At 56.7% G+C, this 17,567-nt stretch carries 12 protein-coding genes and 1 pseudogene; 7 read left to right on the forward strand and 6 right to left on the reverse strand.

Features of this window, described 5'->3' with window-relative positions; genetic code table 11:
• Positions 1 to 41: 41 nt before the first annotated feature.
• The 3 genes and pseudogenes from cueR to G7G_RS0109995 all read right to left on the reverse strand — a co-directional run bounded on the left by cueR (position 42) and on the right by G7G_RS0109995 (position 3,646).
• A complete protein-coding gene (gene cueR / locus G7G_RS0109985; RefSeq protein ID WP_010441024.1) occupies positions 42 to 431 on the reverse strand; it encodes a Cu(I)-responsive transcriptional regulator in 390 nt (129 codons plus the stop codon).
• Positions 428 to 2,902, reverse strand: a pseudogene (locus G7G_RS22900) (heavy metal translocating P-type ATPase). The gene cueR and the pseudogene G7G_RS22900 overlap by 4 nt, the downstream one beginning before the upstream one ends.
• Before the next feature lie 111 nt (positions 2,903 to 3,013).
• Positions 3,014 to 3,646, reverse strand: a complete 633-nt coding sequence (locus G7G_RS0109995; protein ID WP_010441026.1) for a pyridoxamine 5'-phosphate oxidase family protein — start codon at positions 3,644 to 3,646, stop codon at positions 3,014 to 3,016.
• 211 nt (positions 3,647 to 3,857) lie between these two features.
• Here G7G_RS0109995 and G7G_RS0110000 point away from each other — a divergent pair, with 211 nt between their 5' ends.
• Positions 3,858 to 5,015, forward strand: a complete 1,158-nt coding sequence (locus tag G7G_RS0110000; RefSeq protein WP_010441027.1) for an acyl-CoA dehydrogenase family protein — start codon at positions 3,858 to 3,860, stop codon at positions 5,013 to 5,015.
• 216 nt (positions 5,016 to 5,231) lie between these two features.
• A complete protein-coding gene (locus tag G7G_RS0110005) occupies positions 5,232 to 5,984 on the forward strand; it encodes a nuclear transport factor 2 family protein (protein WP_010441028.1) in 753 nt (250 codons plus the stop codon).
• A gap of 7 nt (positions 5,985 to 5,991) precedes the next feature.
• Here the strand turns inward: G7G_RS0110005 and G7G_RS0110010 are convergent, their stop codons facing one another.
• The gene (locus G7G_RS0110010; protein WP_010441030.1) at positions 5,992 to 6,891 is read right to left on the reverse strand and encodes a LysR substrate-binding domain-containing protein; all 900 of its coding nucleotides are present in this window, start codon (positions 6,889 to 6,891) and stop codon (positions 5,992 to 5,994) included.
• A gap of 191 nt (positions 6,892 to 7,082) precedes the next feature.
• Here G7G_RS0110010 and G7G_RS0110015 point away from each other — a divergent pair, with 191 nt between their 5' ends.
• The 3 genes from G7G_RS0110015 to G7G_RS0110025 are packed head-to-tail and all read left to right on the forward strand — an operon-like array spanning position 7,083 to position 11,619.
• On the forward strand, positions 7,083 to 9,275 hold the full coding sequence (locus G7G_RS0110015; protein ID WP_029621896.1) for a dehydrogenase E1 component subunit alpha/beta: 2,193 nt from the start codon (positions 7,083 to 7,085) through the stop codon (positions 9,273 to 9,275).
• The gene (locus tag G7G_RS0110020; RefSeq protein ID WP_010441033.1) at positions 9,272 to 10,306 is read left to right on the forward strand and encodes an acyl carrier protein; all 1,035 of its coding nucleotides are present in this window, start codon (positions 9,272 to 9,274) and stop codon (positions 10,304 to 10,306) included. Before G7G_RS0110015 ends, G7G_RS0110020 begins: the two co-directional genes overlap by 4 nt.
• Before the next feature lie 41 nt (positions 10,307 to 10,347).
• Entirely contained in the window at positions 10,348 to 11,619 is a 1,272-nt protein-coding gene (locus tag G7G_RS0110025) for an NAD(P)/FAD-dependent oxidoreductase (protein ID WP_010441035.1), read from the forward strand.
• 3 nt (positions 11,620 to 11,622) lie between these two features.
• Here G7G_RS0110025 and G7G_RS0110030 read toward each other — a convergent pair whose 3' ends face one another.
• Positions 11,623 to 12,324 (reverse strand): SDR family oxidoreductase, encoded by a 702-nt coding sequence (locus tag G7G_RS0110030; protein ID WP_010441038.1) that lies wholly within the window; start codon positions 12,322 to 12,324, stop codon positions 11,623 to 11,625.
• Positions 12,325 to 12,427: 103 nt separating this feature from the next.
• Between G7G_RS0110030 and G7G_RS0110035 the strand changes: the two genes are divergently transcribed.
• Positions 12,428 to 13,279, forward strand: coding sequence for a LysR substrate-binding domain-containing protein (locus tag G7G_RS0110035; RefSeq protein ID WP_010441039.1), 852 nt, complete (start codon positions 12,428 to 12,430; stop codon positions 13,277 to 13,279).
• Here G7G_RS0110035 and G7G_RS0110040 read toward each other — a convergent pair.
• Positions 13,270 to 14,172, reverse strand: coding sequence for a LysR family transcriptional regulator (locus G7G_RS0110040; RefSeq protein ID WP_010441041.1), 903 nt, complete (start codon positions 14,170 to 14,172; stop codon positions 13,270 to 13,272). The genes G7G_RS0110035 and G7G_RS0110040 overlap by 10 nt on opposite strands.
• A gap of 77 nt (positions 14,173 to 14,249) precedes the next feature.
• Between G7G_RS0110040 and G7G_RS0110045 the strand changes: the two genes are divergently transcribed.
• Entirely contained in the window at positions 14,250 to 17,462 is a 3,213-nt protein-coding gene (locus G7G_RS0110045; protein ID WP_010441043.1) for a reductive dehalogenase, read from the forward strand.
• Positions 17,463 to 17,567 lie beyond the last annotated feature (105 nt).

The raw sequence follows: 17,567 nt of genomic DNA on the forward strand, positions 1-17,567 counted from the left end.
GCAGAGACAAATCAAAGGTTGGGCTAAAGGGCAACCCTGCGTCACAGTTTGCCGCCCAAGTCTTTCAGAATCGGGCAATCAGGACGGTCGTCCCCGGCACACGCATCGACGAGATGGCTAAGCGTTTGGCGCATACCTTTGAGATCAGCAATTTTGGCGTCAATCTGCGCCAGATGATCCCGCGCAACGCGTTTTACGTCAGAGCTGGCCCGGGTCTCATCCTCGTAAAGGGCCAGCAATGTGCGGCAGTCTTCGATGGTGAACCCGAGCGTTCGGGCGCGACCCAGGAAATTCAGTTTGTGAATGTCCTGATCGCGGAACCGACGATACCCATTGTTGTCGCGCAGCGGTTTGATCAGGTTGATGTCTTCATAGTAACGGATGGTTTTGACGGGCAGGCCCGTATGGGTCGAGACCTCTCCGATGTTCATGCTACCGCCTCCCGTCGAAGTGAATTGTCACTGGCCGCCGGCACGCTGGTCCGGATGCGCCGCAGCCGCAGAGCATTGGATACGACAAAGACGCTGGACAAGGCCATGGCCGCGGCGGCCAGTGCGGGGGACAGTAGATAACCGCCTAACGGATATAGTGCTCCGGCTGCGACCGGGATCAGCAGCGTGTTGTATCCGAAAGCCCAACCGAGATTCTGGCGAATATTGCGCATCGTGCGCTGGCTGATTTCGACCGCGTTTGCGACACCGCGCAGATCGCCCGACATCAGCACGACATCCGCGGTTTCGATTGCCACGTCAGTGCCGGTTCCGATTGCCACACCTATATCAGCCCTTGCCAGAGCAGGCGCGTCGTTGATGCCATCACCAACAAAGGCGAGCGTTCCAAACCTGGTTCGCAACTTTTCGATTGCGTCAACCTTCCCCTCCGGCAGTACCTCGGCGGTGACGTGGTCAATGCCCAGCTTATCGGCCAGCGCCTGTGCGGTTTGCGCGTTATCGCCGGTGACCATGGCGAGGGTCACACCCATCTCATGCAGTCGGGCCAGTGCCTCGGGCGTGCCCGGTTTGAGTGGGTCTGAAACTGTCAGCGCAGCAGCGGCTTGTCCGTCAATCGCTACATAGATCGGTGTAGCCCCTTGGGCTGCACGTATCTGCGCATCAGGCCGCAGGCTACCAAGGTCGATGCCGGTCTGTACCATAAGGCGGTCAGACCCAATCAATACAGAATGCCCCTCGACCTGCGCACGCAAGCCCAACCCTGTCAGGGAGTTGAATTCCTTCACGTCAGGCAAAATGTCAGGACCTGCGCGAGTTATTGCGGTAGCGATAGGGTGTTCCGATCGCGCCTCAGCCACCGCGGCCAGGCGCAGGACTTCGGCGCAGTCAAAGCCGTTTGTTGTCGCAATCTCTTCCAGTTCGGGCCGACCCAGAGTCAGCGTGCCAGTTTTATCCAGGGCGATGACTTTGGCTTGTTGTAACTGCTGTAATGCATCGCCCTTGCGGAACAGCACGCCCAATTCAGCTGCATGCCCGGTACCCACCATGATCGAGGTCGGCGTAGCCAGACCCATCGCACAAGGGCAGGCGATGATCAGCACCGAAACCCCGGCCACCAGTGCCAGCGGTAAAGCCGGGGCGGGCCCAAAAATCAGCCACGCAACAACCGTCAATAAGGCCACACCTATCACCGCAGGTACAAAATAGTAGGTGATTCGATCCACCAGCGTTTGAATGGGTAGCTTTGCCCCCTGTGCCTGTTCGACGAGTCTGACAACCTGCGCCAGCACGGTATCCGAACCTACATGCGTGGCCCGAATGCGAAGGGCACCTGTTCCATTCACCGTTCCTCCGACCACCGGATCGTTCTTGGCTTTGCCGATGGGTATGGGCTCACCGGTAATCATGCTCTCATCTACCTACGAGGTTCCGTCCAAAACGTTGCCGTCCACAGGAACGCGCTCACCCGGGCGGATCTGAATGATGTCACCCACGATGATCTCAGCGATAGGCTGGTCTTGGGTTGTTCCATCCCTCTCGACCCGTGCAGTTTTGGGTTGGAGTCCGGCCAGTTTGCGAATTGCTGCACCTGTTCGCCCTTTTGCGCGAGCCTCCATCAGACGGCCCAGCAGGATCAGTACAACGATGACTGCCGCAGCCTCGAAATAGACATTGGCGGTACCTTGCGGCAGAACCTGCGGTGCAAATGTCGCGAGGACCGAGTACAGATATGCCGTGCCTGTCCCCAAAGCGACCAGCGCGTTCATATCGGGGGCGCCCCTCAGCAGTGATGGGATACCTTTGGTGTAGAACACCCGGCCAGGACCGACAAGCAACGCTGAAGCTAGGGCCAACTGGATCAAATAGCTTGTTTGAAGGCCGATAGTAGAATGAACCCAATGGTGAAATGCAGGGATCATATGCCCGCCCATTTCCAAAACAAAAACCGGCAAGGCCAACATGGCCGCAAACACCGTCGCGCGCCGCAGTCCCGCAAACTCATCTATTTTGCAATTATGATTGGATCCGTCCTCGACCTCCGGGCGCGCCGGATACCCCGCTTTGGTCAAAGTTTTCGCAAGTAATGCCGTTTCGGTTACACCCTCGGCATAGGTCACTGTGGCGCTTTTCGTGGCAAGATTGACTGCCACATCTGACACACCCAGGCTTGACTGCAAAATACGCTCAATCCGCTTCACGCACGAGGCGCAGGTCATGCAATCGATGTCCAGACGTATCTGTCTTGTCGCCGCGGGATAGCCCGCCGTGTTGAGCGCGTCTAGAATCTCGTCGAATGAGGCCTCATGGGTGATATCGGCCGTCTTGGTCGCGAAGTTGACTTCGGCGGAGCACACCCCGGGTGTCGCACGCAATGCGCCCTCGACCCGGCCAACGCACGAGGCGCATCCCATGCCCGGAATCCTGATCTGTGTATGCAGTAACTCGGCCATTCGTGGCGTCCTGGTAATGTACTTTGGTCTCGATATAGAGTCTCCAGTCACTGGAAGGTAAAGACACTGTTCTCAACTGCGCGTCACCGTCGCACCTGGATTGAAGTTGATCTACGCGCCGGAAGCCTTGAGCTCGGCCAACTCGCGTTGCAGCCGCTGATTTTCTGTCTGTAAATCAGCCAGTTGCTTGCCCAGAGTGTTTAGGTGGGGCCGTAGCTCGGCCTCGGTGAAGCGGGGCGTGATATGGCGCGGGCAGTTCCAATCGAGCGCCTCAACTTTGATGATGGCAGCACGCTCTGCCTCGGTCTCCGAGCCGTCGACATAGAGATTGGTTGCGGCCTCAACACCCTCGGAAAATGTCATCCGCCCTAGGATCTTGAGGCGACGCTGGTTCGCGTAATCCATCAGAATCAACGCTACGCGGTCATTTCCATCAAGATTTCCGCGCGAGATGTACTGCTTGTTTCCCGACAGGTCAGCGTAACCGATAGTTTGCGGGTCCAGCACTTTCGGGAACCCGACCGGTCCACCGCGAAACTGAACATACGGCCACCCTGTTTCTGATACGGTGGCTTGATAAAATCCGTCGCGTGCGTGAATGAACGCCTCTTCTACCGGTCCGATTTGATGGCCTTGCCGTGGCCCGGATTCGAGGAATTTTGAGTAGGTTTTGGTTGATCCCATCCGCTCTTGATGGGTGCGCACTGCGGGCGTGAAGGTCAGTTCAGAAAAGGCGCGGGGCATTTTTGCGGTCTCCTGAGACTTTCGCGGATTGTCTTCAATATGGATGACAATTGCGTGGGCTGTCAGATGTGGGAACGCAGAAGTGAACAGGGCCGGAAACTGGACCAAAGACGTTGCGTAGCAACGCTTTTCGACGCCACGTCACATGGATTGGAAGGAATCGCACACGCAGATAGCCTTAGGTCAAACACCTGATCTGGAGAGCTTATTGATGTCGCTTTTTACCAGCACCGCAGCCTGGGTTACTGACGAACACCGGATGTTTGCCGAGATGGCCGGCCGTTTCATGGACGATGCTTTGGTTCCCAACACAGAGAAATGGGCCGAAGACGGCGTGGTCGATCGGGACTTTTGGCTGCAGGCGGGTCAGACGGGTCTGATGGCCGGTTCGATTGCCGAGGAATATGGCGGTGTTGGTGGTGGAATGGGCTTCGATTCTGTCACCCTGTACGAACAGACCGCACGCGGTGATGCTGGATGGGGATATGGCATTCAGTCCATCGTGACTCATTACATCACGACCTATGGCAGTGAGGATCAGAAACACAAATGGCTGCCAAAGCTTGCCTCGGGCGAGATGATCGGAGCGCTTGCCATGACCGAGCCGGGTACCGGATCGGATGTGCAGGCAGTGAAGACTACGGCTGAGAAGGATGGCAATTCGTATCGGCTTAAAGGCTCCAAGATATTTATCACCAACGGGCAATCGGCTGATCTGGTCATCGTGGCGGCGAAGACCGACAAATCCCTTGGGGCAAAGGGTGTCTCGCTGATTGCCGTCGAAACCGAAGGAACCGAGGGATTCCGCCGGGGACGGAACCTCGAAAAGCTTGGGATGAAGGGCAACGACACGGCAGAATTGTTCTTTGAGGATGTCAAAGTTCCAATGACTAACCTGCTGGGCCCAGAGGAGGGGCAAGGGTTCTATCAGCTGATGAAACAGCTGCCGTGGGAAAGGCTGACCATCGGGATCATGGCGCTGGGCGCGATCGACTTCGCAATATCTGAGACAGTGAAATATGTGCAGGAACGCAAAGCCTTTGGCCAGCGGGTGATGGATTTCCAGAATACCCGTTTCAAGCTGGCCGAGTGTAAGACCAAGGCCGAAGTCCTGCGCAGTTTTGTCAATGACTGCATCGGCAAACTAGAGGCCGGTGAGCTGGACGCAGCGACAGCATCGATGGTGAAATACTGGGGTTCAGAGGTGCAGAACGAAATCATGCATGAATGCCTGCAACTGTTCGGCGGCTATGGCTTCATGATGGAGTACCCGATTGCGCGGCTCTACGCGGATGCGCGGGTGCAAATGATCTACGGTGGCACCAATGAGGTGATGAAAGAGCTTATCGCCCGTTCGCTGGACACCTAAGGCGAGACACTCCCGCCCGTCGTCGACATTCCTTGCAGAACGTCTCCTCCCGTTGGGCCAGGCAGGCGCGGGCGCAGCCCGCGCCTGCCTGGCCCCTGCCGTCCGCAGGACGCAAGGCCGGAGGCCGCGTAGGTTTGCGGCACTGATTGCCATTGAAGCACTGAATTCTGCCTGCCATTGTGATTGAGGGATATTCTGTCCGAAAGGAACCTCGATATGGTTGCGTCTAACAAAGATCGCATATGCGCCCTGCTCAAGAGTATTGAGACGGGCGATCCGGGCCCGATTTCAGTGGTGAACGAAGCGCGGTATATCCAGCACAATCCACAAACTCATGAAGGCAGTGAGGGCCTGGCGGCGTTGTTCAAGCGGCTGTCTGATACCTCTCCATGCGTGAACATTGTGCGCGCGTTTGAAGATGGAGACTTTGTCTTTGCGCATACCGAATATGATTTCTCGCGCCGAAACATTGGATTTGAAGTATTCCGCTTTGAAGACGGGCAAGCGGTCGAGCATTGGGATAATATTCAGAAACGACTGGGTCCAAATGACTCGGGGCGAAGTATGGTGGATGGCCCCACAGAAAGCCGGGACATCGAGAATACAGAAAAGAACCGGACGCTTGTCCGTTCTTTCGTCGAAAATGCCCTGATCGCAGGAGACCCAGATCAGATAGGAGCTTTTGTTAACACAACTGCCTTTGTGGAACACAGCCCGGGTTTCTCAGACGAGTTAACAGCGTTGCGCGCCGCATTGTCCGACATAGAGGCCATAAACTATCAGCATCTTCACCGGGTTCTGGCGGAAGGCGATTTTGTTTTGACCGTTTGTGAGGGCGAGCGAGCAGGCAAGCATAGCTCTTTCTATGATCTGTTCCGCGTATCTGTTGGCAAGATCACTGAACATTGGGATACGGTTGAGACGATTGCACCGCGCAGCGAATGGAAGAATGACAACGGCAAATTCTAAGGGAGTTCTAAAGGCTGGTATCAGGCTCCAATTGTTCACTGATCCAGCCTTGGAAAGATCGCAGCGGCTCGGGGGTAGACCGGTCATTCGGCCATACGAGATAATAGCTGCCAAGACTCACATACGGACCGTCCCACGCCTTAACAAGTCTCCCTGAGCGCAGATCATCCTGAACCAGATATGAAGGCACCAAAGCTACGCCTAATCCGTGGATCGTGGCTTGGATCATGGTCGAGAACTGATCGAACATCATACCTCGCAGACCGGTGACTGATTGGCCCTGCATCTCGAACCAGCGCTCCCAGGCGTCTGGTCGGGAATCCAGGTGCAACAGCGGCGCGGCGCAGAGGGTATCCAAGGTGTCGAAATTGACGTTGGTAAGTGCAGGGGCACAAACGGGCAGGACCTCTTCCCTCATGATCGGCAGATACTGAACACCCGTCCAATCCTGCTGACCAAAATGGATCGCTGCATCAAACGGTTCAGAGGCAAAATCAAATGGCCTGAGGCGGGTACCCAGATTGACTGTGACCTCAGGATGGCGGCGGGCAAAATCCTGCAGGCGCGGTGCAAGCCAGTGCATCCCGAACGCGGGAAGGATCGACAGGTCAAGCGACCCGCCAGCCGGGTTGGCTTTGAGCTTCAATGCCGCACGCGCCAGTTCCTGCACTGCAGACCTTGCGGTTTGGACATAAACTTTGGCGGCGGGCGTGAGGTGCAGACGCATTTGGCTGCGCTCGATCAGTTGTACGCCCAACTGGTCTTCCATTGTCTTCAGTTGGCGACTGATTGCGCTTTGGGTCAGGGACAGTTCAGCAGCCGCAGCCGAAGCGCTGCCCAACCTGTCAACAGCCTCGAGCGCGAGCAGAGATGAGATGGAGGGAAGAAACCGCCTGGGCGTAATCATATGACTTATCCTCATACCTTCTGAATGCAATAGCACTGGTTTTTTCCAGCCACCAGAGCGATGAAAGCTGGAACGCATCGCCAATTGTGATCTTGAAACGAGCGCCCGGGCGCGGGAAAATCGAGAGGCTGGGCGAACCCGCGCCGAGATCGGTCAACGCCGATGATACAGACCAAACAAAAGCGAGAACCATGGACCGCGCCCAGATCGTACATGAGAATTTTCTGACCCGCGTTGCAGATCGCGATTTTCCCGACGGCGTGCCGCCGCGCTCCGGGTTGAGCGATGCAGATGCGGTTTCGCTGTTCCGGTCACAGGTTCTGAGCCGTGCATTGGACAGGACCAGCCGAGCGATGCAAAAGGCTGGGCAGGGGTTCTATACGATTGGCTCGTCCGGGCATGAGGGGATGGCAGCCGTTGCGCATGCCCTGCGCCCGACCGATATTGCGTTCCTCCATTATCGGGACGCGGCCTTCCAGATCGCGCGGGCGGAACAGGTACCGGGTCAACAGATCACATGGGACATGCTGCTCAGCTTTGCGTGCTCAAGTGATGACCCGATCTCGGGCGGACGGCATAAAGTTCTGGGGTCAAAAGCACTGATGATCCCGCCACAAACCTCGACCATCGCCAGCCATTTACCCAAAGCTGTCGGTGCGGCTTATGCGCTGGGGGCTGCGCGCCGAAACACGCCTGAACATCGCGTGTTGCCGGAAGACGGAATTGCAATGTGTTCTTTCGGGGATGCTTCGGCCAATCACTCGACGGCTCAGGGGGCGATCAACACTGCAGGGTGGACAAGCGTGCAGTCGACGCCGCTGCCCTTGCTGTTCGTGTGCGAAGACAATGGAATCGGGATTTCCGTCAAAACGCCCAAAGGCTGGATTCAGGCGTCGATGGAGCACCGTCCGGGGATCAGGTATTTTCAGGCAAACGGGTTGGATATCTATGAAACTCAAGCCGTCGCAAAAAAGGCTGCCGACTATGTCCGCAGGCGTCGAAAACCAGCTTTCCTGCATTTGAAAACAGTTCGCCTGTATGGCCACGCAGGTGCGGATGTGCCGACAACTTATCTGCCAAAGTCTGAAGTTGAAGCAGATGAGGCAAACGACCCGCTATTGCACACCGTACGGCTGCTGGATCAGGCAGGTGCGTTGTCGCCTGACCAAGCGCTGAGCATCTACCGCGACACTTGCGCAAGAACCGATCGCGTGGCGACCGAGGTCGCCAGACGTCCGCATCTGGCGAATGCGGCCGAGGTTATGGCAAGCCTGATCCCGCCCAAGCGTCCCTGCAAGCCGACAAATGGCCCGAGTGCCAAAGCGCGGACTGATACTTTTGGTGGCGACATGCGTGCGATGGATGAGCCCCAGCCAATGAGTCGGCTGATCAACTGGGCGCTGACTGATCTGATGCTGACACATGGTGAGATCGTGTGTATGGGTGAAGATGTAGGACGCAAAGGTGGCGTTTATGGCGTAACGCAAAAGCTGCAGCAGCGTTTTGGCCCGGATCGAGTGATTGATACACTTCTGGACGAGCAATCTATTTTGGGGCTCGCTATCGGCATGGGTCATAACGGCTTCGTGCCGATCCCCGAAGTCCAGTTTCTGGCCTATCTGCACAATGCCGAGGATCAGATCAGGGGTGAGGCGGCAACTTTGCCGTTCTTCTCGAATGGACAATTCACTAATCCGATGGTCCTGCGGATCGCTGGTCTGGGGTATCAGAAGGGATTCGGCGGGCATTTTCACAACGACAATTCTCTGGCCGTTTTGCGCGACATACCGGGGGTGATCATCGCCTGCCCCTCTACTGGTACGGATGCGGCAAAAATGCTGCGCGAGTGCGTGCGGTTGGCGCGAGAGGAGCAACGGGTTGTGGTGTTTCTTGAACCGATCGCGCTCTATCCCATGCGCGATCTGCACGGGGCGCAGGATGGAGGGTGGATGACCACATATCCGTCACCGGATCAAAAGATCGCGCTGGGCGAGGTTGGCATACATGGTGACGGCACAGATTTGGCGATCGTGACCTACGGCAATGGGCACTATCTTTCGAGACAGGCTTTGCCCGAGCTTGAAGCGGCAGGGCTGAAAACCCGGATCATTGATATGCGCTGGCTGGCTCCGCTACCGACTGACGCCTTGCGCGAGACCACCAACACATGCGCGCATGTGTTGATCGTTGACGAATGCCGCCGCACCGGCAGCCAGTCTGAGGCGTTGATGACTTTCTTCGCGGAAGACAGCCCCGCAATACCAACTGCTCGTGTTGTGGCCGAGGATTGCTTTATAGCGACCGGACCGGCCTATGCTGCTCCACTCCCCTCGAAAGACGGAATTGTTGACGCTGCTTTGGCGCTGACCGGAGGAAAATCATGACCCGCACTGCTGTTGTGATCTGTCCTGGTCGGGGTACTTATAACAAGCCTGAATTGGGCTACCTGCATCAATATCATGCGGATCGGATGAGCCAATTTCACAGTTTCGATGAGATCCGTGCTGAAGCGGGGCAGGAGACGGTTACGGCGCTGGATGGTGCTGGCCGTTTCAGCGTTGGAAAATATTCGCGTGGCGATGTGGCCTCACCCTTGATCTATGCGGCGTCATTGGCGGATGCGCAGGCACTTGCCAAGGATATTGAGGTAGTCGCCGTCACCGGCAATTCGATGGGATGGTACATCGCGCTGGCCGTCGCTGGTGCATTGACCCCAGAGAACGGCTTTCGTGTGGTCAATGCGATGGGTACGCTAATGCAAAAGCAACTGATCGGTGGCCAATTGGTGTACCCGTTCGTCGACGAAGAGTGGTCGAATGATGTTGCACGCAAATCAGCGTTGTTAGACGCGGTTGCACGGATCAACACATTGAAAGACCATACTCTGGCGCTTTCGATTGATCTGGGCGGGATGCTGGTACTTGCAGGGAATGAGGCAGGACTAAATGCGTTTGAAACCGCCAATCCCGTTGTGCAGGATAGGTTTCCTTTGCGACTGGCGAACCACGCTGCCTTCCACACCGCGCTACAGGCACCAGTCGCGGCGGAAGGTCGGGCGCTACTGGGCGCTGATCTGTTTGGCCAACCCGAGCGCCCGATGATTGACGGCCGCGGCAAAATCTGGTGGCCAGGAGCGACAGATACCGGGGCACTGTGGGAGTATACACTTGGCCATCAGGTGACCGAGACCTATGATTTCACCCATGCCATCCAGACGGCGGCGCGCGAGTTCGCTCCGGACCTCTTTATTGTGACAGGCCCCGGTGCAACGCTAGGCGGTGCCGTCGCGCAATCTCTGACTTTGGGGAATTGGCGCGGTATGACGGACAAGATGTCGTTCCAGTCGCTGCAGGAAGCTGACCCGTTTCTGATTGCCATGGGGCGGGCCGATCAACGCGCCCTTGCAACTGGCTAGATCCGGCCTGATGATCGACGAAAATTTGGCGAGGCTTGGGAATGCCTGACTATGATCAATCGTTATGGCGGCAGACCTGCGGCGAGAGTATCAAAACGCAAAAACTCTCCGGTGACGTAACCGTAGACATTGCAGTTATAGGAGGCGGGTACACGGGGTGCTCTGCCGCCTTGACCGCAGCAAAGGCTGGGGCTTCGGTTTGCCTACTCGAAGCACATGAGATTGGGCATGGCGGCTCGGGTCGAAATGTCGGGTTGGTCAATGCAGGGCTCTGGCTGCCGCCTGATCAAATTCGATCGCACTTGGGGCAGGTGCCAGGTAATCGTCTGATCGATCTGCTGGCGAATGCACCATCTGAAGTCTTTGGGTTGATTGATGCGCATGAGATCGCCTGCGAGCCGGTGAGGCATGGCACGTTACATTGTGCCCATTCGGCCAAGGGCTTTGAGGATTTGCATACACGCCATAGCCAGTTGAGCGTTTCTGGGGCGCCGGTCGAGCTACTTGATGCAAACACCTCACGCAAGCGCACAGGTAGCCCCGCTGTCCATGGCGCATTGTTCGACCCCCGTGCTGGCACAATTCAACCGCTGGCCTTTGTAGTCGGCCTGGCACGCGCTGCGCAGGATGCGGGGGCGCTGATCTATACCGATAGCCCAATCCAATCCCTGCGACAGGAGGCGGGGATGTGGGTTTTGCACGGAGAAAACGGCACCGTGCGTGCCAAATCGATCATTCAGGCGACCAACGCCTATCATCAAGGCATCGCCGATACCGCGCCCGCCTACGTACCTGTGTACTATTTCCAATACGCCACTGCTCCGCTGTCACATAACCTACGAGCCAGCATACTGCCCGAGGGTGAAGGGTGTTGGGATACAGGGCTGATCATGACATCGTTCCGGCTGGATCAGGAGGGACGATTTATCATTGGCGGAATGGGTGATCTGAACAGCGTCGGAGGCTTTGCGCACAAAGCTTGGGTCAGTCGCAAGTTGGTGGTGCTCTATCCGCAACTGGCGGATCAACCGCTGGTCGAAGGTTGGCACGGACGCATTGCGATGACTTCAGACCACATTCCCAAGATCATTCAGATTGGTCCGAATGCGCTTGCCGCGCATGGGTTCTCGGGGCGTGGGATCGGACCGGGCACGGTGTTCGGTCGCTTGATGGCCGAAAGCCTGCTTAACGATGATCCGTCGCTGCTGCCTGTGCCGCCGATAACGGAGTACTGTGAGAGCTGGACGGGTCTACGCCGTGCTTTTTTCGAAACCGGAGCTGCCCTGACGCACCTCGTCAAAACCCGATTTTGAAGTTTAGACAGACCGGGTAATGCCGCCGTCCACACGGATATTCTGGCCGGTGATATATCCGCCACCCTCGGAGGCCAGCAGCGAGACGACCGAGGCGATCTCATCATAGCTGCGCCCATATCGGCCCATCGGAATGCGTGCGCGGAATTCTTCCTTCTCGGGAAGGCTGTCGATGAACCCCGGCAAGACGTTGTTCATGCGGATATTGTCGGTGGCATATTTGTCCGAGAACAGTTTTGCAAAGGCTGCCAGCCCCGCGCGGAATACGCCCGAAGTCGGAAACACCGGGTCAGGTTCGAAGGCGGCAAAGGTCGAGATGTTGATGATCGATCCACCACCCTGCGCCTGCATGATAGGGGTAACCAGACGTGTGGGCCGCACCACGTTCATGAAATAGACATCCATACCAGTGTGCCAGTCCTCATCCGTAAGCTCGAGCACCGGTGCGCGTGGGCCATGACCAGCCGAGTTGACCAGTACATCGATGCGCCCCCAATTGGTCATCGCCGCATCCACAAGTTTTTGCAGGTCATCATTTGACTGGTTCGAACCCGTAATACCGACGCCGCCCAATTCATGCGCCAGCGTCTCACCCTTACCCGAAGAGGATAGGATGCCAACCTTGAACCCGTCCGCCGCCAACCGGCGCGCGCTATCCGCGCCCATACCGCTGCCGCCTGCAGTGATCAATGCAACTTTTTCCATCTTCGCGCCCCTCTGCGATAACTGATGTGAAGATGACTGACCTGCATGAATTTGACCAATCAGTTCTATTGCGCGATAGCAGTAGAAAATCTACAGTCTAAGAATGCCTGCTCTTCCACCTCTCAACGCGATGCGCGCCTTCGAGGCCTCGGCGCGTCACTTGAACTTTCGCCTTGCAGCGGAAGAAATTGGGGTCACTCAAGGGGCCGTTGCTCAGCAAGTGCGTGGACTTGAGGCGCGATTGGGGACTGCTCTGTTTGAACGCCTTCCGCGCGGGTTGCGGCTAACCGAAGCGGGACGCAGGTTCCAAGCGCCACTACGTCGGGCGTTTCGTCTGATCGAAGATGCCTTCGATGACCTATCCAATAATAGGCAGATCGCAATATCGGTCACGCCCAGTTTTGCATCTAAATGGCTGGTGCCGCGTTTGAATGATTTTCTGACCAGCTATCCCGATATTTCAGTTCAGGTTGATGCACGCGAGCGGTTGGCGGATTTCAGATCGGATGGGATCGACATCGCAGTACGTCAAAGCCGTTCGCCGATTGCGCAGGACCTGAATGCCATACCGCTATTCTCGACCGAGTTCGTTGTTGTCAGCTCTCCAGAATTGGCATCACAAATCTCCAGCCCAGATGATCTGATGGAGTACGTTCTACTCAGCGATTCCCACGGACTTTGGCCTCTGTATCTGGAACGTGCAGGGGTAGAAGGGAAACCCCGGACGATAAGCTTCAGTCAGACAAGCCTGGCGATTGACGCCGCAATCTCAGGTCAGGGGTTTGCGCTGGCCAATGCCCCGCTTGTGTCGGATGAACTGGCCTCGGGGCGCCTATCGCAACCATTATCCGAGGTGCTGGTTGATGATCTGAGCTTTTTTATCGTCACCCCTAAGAAGCCACGTCAACCAGAATTAGTAGGACACATGCGCGACTGGCTTCTATCTCAGGTCTGAAGATTGGCGGCAATGCTCTCGATCCGTGTGCGTAACCAGCGATGCGCGGGATCGTTGGTCGAGCGCTGGTGCCAGACCATGTAGATCGACACTGGGTCACACTCAAATGGTAAGGGCGCACAGTCCAGTGTCGCCAGCGGGCCGCGTTGTATCAAAGCTGTATCGGTCGAGATCAGGTCGCTGCCTTTCACGAAGGGCGGGATTGCGTTGAAATGCGGCAAGGTAACAACGGGTGGTCTGATCTGGCTTTGGTCCACGCCACGCATTACGGCACGGGCATTTCGTCCGTCGGCGAAACGCACCTCGACATGATCGCTATCGCAATATGCCTGCCAGTCCTTGGGCGGGTCGTGGTGGGCGGCATCGTAGAAAATCATTAGCGGGCTGGTGATCAGCCGTTTCTGAAAGATATCCGGCCCATCTGGCGGCAATGGGGTCAGCATCAACTGGCACCGGTCACTGCGTAGTAGGTCCGGGTCCGGAACCCCCGAAGGGATGAATTCCAGCCGCAGCCGGACGCCTTCGTCGCGTGTTTCCCGCAGCAGTTCGGGAAAGATCAGCTCGCGCGGCATATCATTGGTGGCGATCTGGATGTCCATCTGTTCAGACACAGGATCAAATGGACGGCCGACGGTCAGGGCGCGCATTTTGTCGAGCACCTGTTGCACCGGCTCTTTAAGGGCAAGCGCGCGCTCGGTCGGGGTTAGTCCTTGCCCGGATCGAACGAACAGCGGATCACCAAGCACCTGCCGCAACTTTCCCAACGTATGGCTGATGGCCGATTGCGTCACCCCCAACCGGTCGGCCGCCTTCGAGACTGAACTTTCTTCGAGTATCGTCAAAAATACCCGCAAGACTTTGCCATCAAGATCGGTGAAATCAATTTTGTTCATACCATATATGACTATTCATGAATGGATTTGGTGTCCATGCCCGGATAGGGGGAAAGGCAGCAAGCAGGAGGCACGCGATGGGGATCCGCTTTTTCTCGGACAAGAACCGACCCGTTCATATGGGCTCGTACCCATTGGAACGGCTGGCACGGCAAAACCGGATGCCTGACCTGTCACAAGTCTCACCAATGCGCGCGCTCAGCTATCACCGTTCTGATCGGCCCGAAAGCATCGTCAATGCAATGGGAGAATTCCAGGCAATGCTGGATGCGATCCGGGACGGTTTCGTGAATCCAGTCGCGTCTGAAATTCCAGCCGATCCCGTTGATCGCGCCAACCACCTGAAAGCGTTCGGTTATTTTAACGACGCGTCGATGATGGGCTGCGGACCTCTACTGCCGGATGCAATGTTGGCCGAACCCCGGCGCAACCCGGATATCGATCGCTTGGCCCATGCCCTTCGAACCCGCCAGACCAAAACGCTGGCCTCGGGTATCGATGTGATCATGGCTGATCTGAAAGAAAGTATGGAGGCCGAACCCAAGCCCATCGACAGCCATCGCCATGCACTTGTGTTTCTTTACGAATTCAACCGTGATCCTGACCCTGCTGAGCCGGGGGCCGAATGGATCGCGGAGGCGCAGGATCATCGCGCCTGCCTCTTGGCTACCGAAAATGCCGTTGTGATAGCCAACTACATTCGTTTGTTGGGTTTTGATGCGCGGGCACACTCGGCAATGTCATCCGAGGTTGATCTGGGCAAACTCGCCGTGGCCGCAGGCCTGGCTTCACTGGAGGACGGTGAAGTCGTAGTGCCGTGGCTTGGCAAACGCTTTGGTCTGACAGCGGTAACCACCGAAATGGAATTTGCTCATGACCTCCCGCTTTGCCCCATGGCGGAACAACCCTGGTTCCGAACCCAGGGTCCAGCGTGGTGGTTGGGTACCGGCTTTGCGAAGAATGCCATGAACCGTGATCCGTATGCTAAGCGTCGATATGTCGATGGTGCCCATCCGTTCGAAAACCTCAAACGCGTGGATAACCCCACCACATATATCGACGAAGAGAATGTTGCCCGCGTGCCCAAACGGGCGGATATGTTCGCACGAGCACAGTTCGGCGACATGGGCAAAAACCTGCAGGACGCAGCCAAGGGCGGCTATTATGTCCGCAAAGCGGCCCCAAGCTTTGCCCAACGCCGTGCGCTGGGCGCGTTTGTTCTGCTGCAGGATGGCGACAGCGCCAAGGTCGAAGGACCTACAGATGCCGACCGAAATGCCGCGAATATCAAGGCTGCGACTTACTTCCTTGGGGTCGACGCGGTCGGTCTCAGCCGGTGTCCCGAATGGAGCTGGTATTCCCACGACGCCACTGGCGAAGAGATAAACCCGCCACATGATCAGGCGATCAGCATGATCATTGACCAGGGTTACGAGACGATGGAAGGCGCCAGCGGTGATGACTGGATCAGCGTGGCCCAGTCGATGCGCGCATATCTGCGGTTTTCGCTTTTGGGCGGCGTAATTGCGCAGCAAATCCGCAACCTCGGCTACAAAGCCAAGGCCCATACGGTGATGGATGGAGAGGTGCTGCAGCCCCCTCTGTTGCTACTGTCGGGAATGGGCGAGGTCAGTCGGATCGGAGAAGTTATTCTGAACCCATATCTCGGCCCCCGATTGAAATCGGGTGTCGTGACAACCGACATGCCGATGACGCATGACAAGCCGATCGATTTTGGCCTGCAGACTTTTTGTGAGAACTGCAACAAATGCGCGCGTGAGTGCCCATCGGGTGCGATCACCGCCGGGCCGAAGCTGATGTTCAATGGCTACGAAATCTGGAAGTCCGATAGTCAGAAATGCGCGACCTACCGGGTCACCACTCCGGGCGGCGCCATGTGTGGGCGTTGCATGAAAACCTGCCCCTGGAATCTGGAAGGCATATTCAAGGAACGCCCTTTCCGATGGGCCGCGATGAATATCCCTCAGGCCGCGCCTGCCTTGGCAAGGCTGGACGATGCCGTCGGCAATGGCGGTTTGAATGACACCAAGAAATGGTGGTGGGATATAGAGCTGGAAGCTGACGGTGCCTATCGCCCTACGCAACATCCCCTGAACCGGCGCGATCTGCAAAAGGACCTCGACCTGAAATACGAGGATCAGACGCTTGCGGTGTATCCGGCCTACCTTGCACCGCATCCGTGGCCCTATCCGTTTGCGATGGACCGCGAGGCCGGGATCGCAGCGTATGAAGCGATGCTGACTGCCGATGAATACAAAGCCCGCAAGGCTGCGGGCGATATGTCGGTCATTCATCGTTATCAGATCGCAGGCGATGCTCCGGTCATGAGGGTGGAGCTGACTAAGGTCGACAAGATGACCGCGGATGTCACGAAGTATGAATTCTCGACGCTCAATGGTGCCTCGCTGCCCGAATGGACTGCTGGTGCGCATCTGGACGTGCTGGTCGCGCCAGAATTTTTGCGGCAGTACTCCATGTCCGGCGACCCGTCAGATCGCTCGACCTATCAGATCGGCGTTCTGCGCGAAGATGAGGGGCGGGGTGGATCAGCCCTCTTGCATCGGATTTTCAATGAAGGTCGTAAGGTTTTCGTGTCCAAACCGATCAACCACTTTGAGCTGAATGAAGATGCATCAAAATCGTTCCTGATGGGGGGCGGCATCGGGATTACTCCGATGATTGCCTTCGCGCATCGATTGCACGCGTTAGGAAGTCCATTTGAACTGCACTATTCTGCCAGCACGCGCGCCGGGGCGGGATATCTGGACGACTTGGCCACGATGCCCTGGGCGGATCACGTCCACTATCATTTTTCAGATGAGGGCACGCGTGCCGATCTGGATGCGATCCTTGGCGGCTATCAGGAGGGTTGGCATGTCTATACCTGCGGTCCGGATCGTTTCATGGATGGCGTCATGCAAGCCGCCGAAGCGCAGGGTTTCCCAGAAGAAGCGCGGCATCTGGAGTATTTTTCGGTCCCTGAACAGCCGGAATACGAAAACCACGAATTCACCCTTAGGCTGGCCAAATCGGGTCGGGAACTGAAAGTGCCAGCGGACAAAGATGCTGCTCAGGTCCTGAATGAATCGGGATTTCACGTTGATGTGAAATGCTCTGATGGCATCTGTGGTGTCTGCAAATGCGGTGTGATTTCGGGCGAAATCGAACATCGTGATTTTGTGTTGTCGAACAAACAACGAGAAGAGGCGATCATTCTTTGCCAAAGCCGCGCAGCGGAAAAAGACGGTGTGATCGAAATCGATCTCTGAGCGCAGTCTGAATGCGACATATTTAGATCAAAAAATAGGTCGTACAGGCCATGGACGAACTGGGGTCGCTGCACTAACGTCCCCGCAAAACCCAGTGAACCCTGA

The sequence above is a fragment of the Ruegeria conchae genome (genome assembly GCF_000192475.1).
Taxonomy (GTDB): Bacteria; Pseudomonadota; Alphaproteobacteria; order Rhodobacterales; family Rhodobacteraceae; genus Ruegeria; species Ruegeria conchae.

Bases quoted from the DNA above. Each gene is read 5' to 3' on its own strand.
- G7G_RS0110045 (WP_010441043.1), top strand. From the start codon at position 14,250: ATGGGGATCCGCTTTTTCTCGGACAAGAACCGACCCGTTCATATGGGC.
- G7G_RS0110015 (WP_029621896.1), top strand. From the start codon at position 7,083: ATGGACCGCGCCCAGATCGTACATGAGAATTTTCTGACCCGCGTTGCA.
- G7G_RS0110025 (WP_010441035.1), top strand. From the start codon at position 10,348: ATGCCTGACTATGATCAATCGTTATGGCGGCAGACCTGCGGCGAGAGT.
- G7G_RS0110035 (WP_010441039.1), top strand. From the start codon at position 12,428: ATGCCTGCTCTTCCACCTCTCAACGCGATGCGCGCCTTCGAGGCCTCG.
- cueR (WP_010441024.1), bottom strand. From the start codon at position 431: ATGAACATCGGAGAGGTCTCGACCCATACGGGCCTGCCCGTCAAAACC.
- G7G_RS0110000 (WP_010441027.1), top strand. From the start codon at position 3,858: ATGTCGCTTTTTACCAGCACCGCAGCCTGGGTTACTGACGAACACCGG.
- G7G_RS0110005 (WP_010441028.1), top strand. From the start codon at position 5,232: ATGGTTGCGTCTAACAAAGATCGCATATGCGCCCTGCTCAAGAGTATT.
- G7G_RS0110020 (WP_010441033.1), top strand. From the start codon at position 9,272: ATGACCCGCACTGCTGTTGTGATCTGTCCTGGTCGGGGTACTTATAAC.
- G7G_RS0110040 (WP_010441041.1), bottom strand. From the start codon at position 14,172: ATGAACAAAATTGATTTCACCGATCTTGATGGCAAAGTCTTGCGGGTA.
- G7G_RS0110030 (WP_010441038.1), bottom strand. From the start codon at position 12,324: ATGGAAAAAGTTGCATTGATCACTGCAGGCGGCAGCGGTATGGGCGCG.
- G7G_RS0109995 (WP_010441026.1), bottom strand. From the start codon at position 3,646: ATGCCCCGCGCCTTTTCTGAACTGACCTTCACGCCCGCAGTGCGCACC.
- G7G_RS0110010 (WP_010441030.1), bottom strand. From the start codon at position 6,891: ATGATTACGCCCAGGCGGTTTCTTCCCTCCATCTCATCTCTGCTCGCG.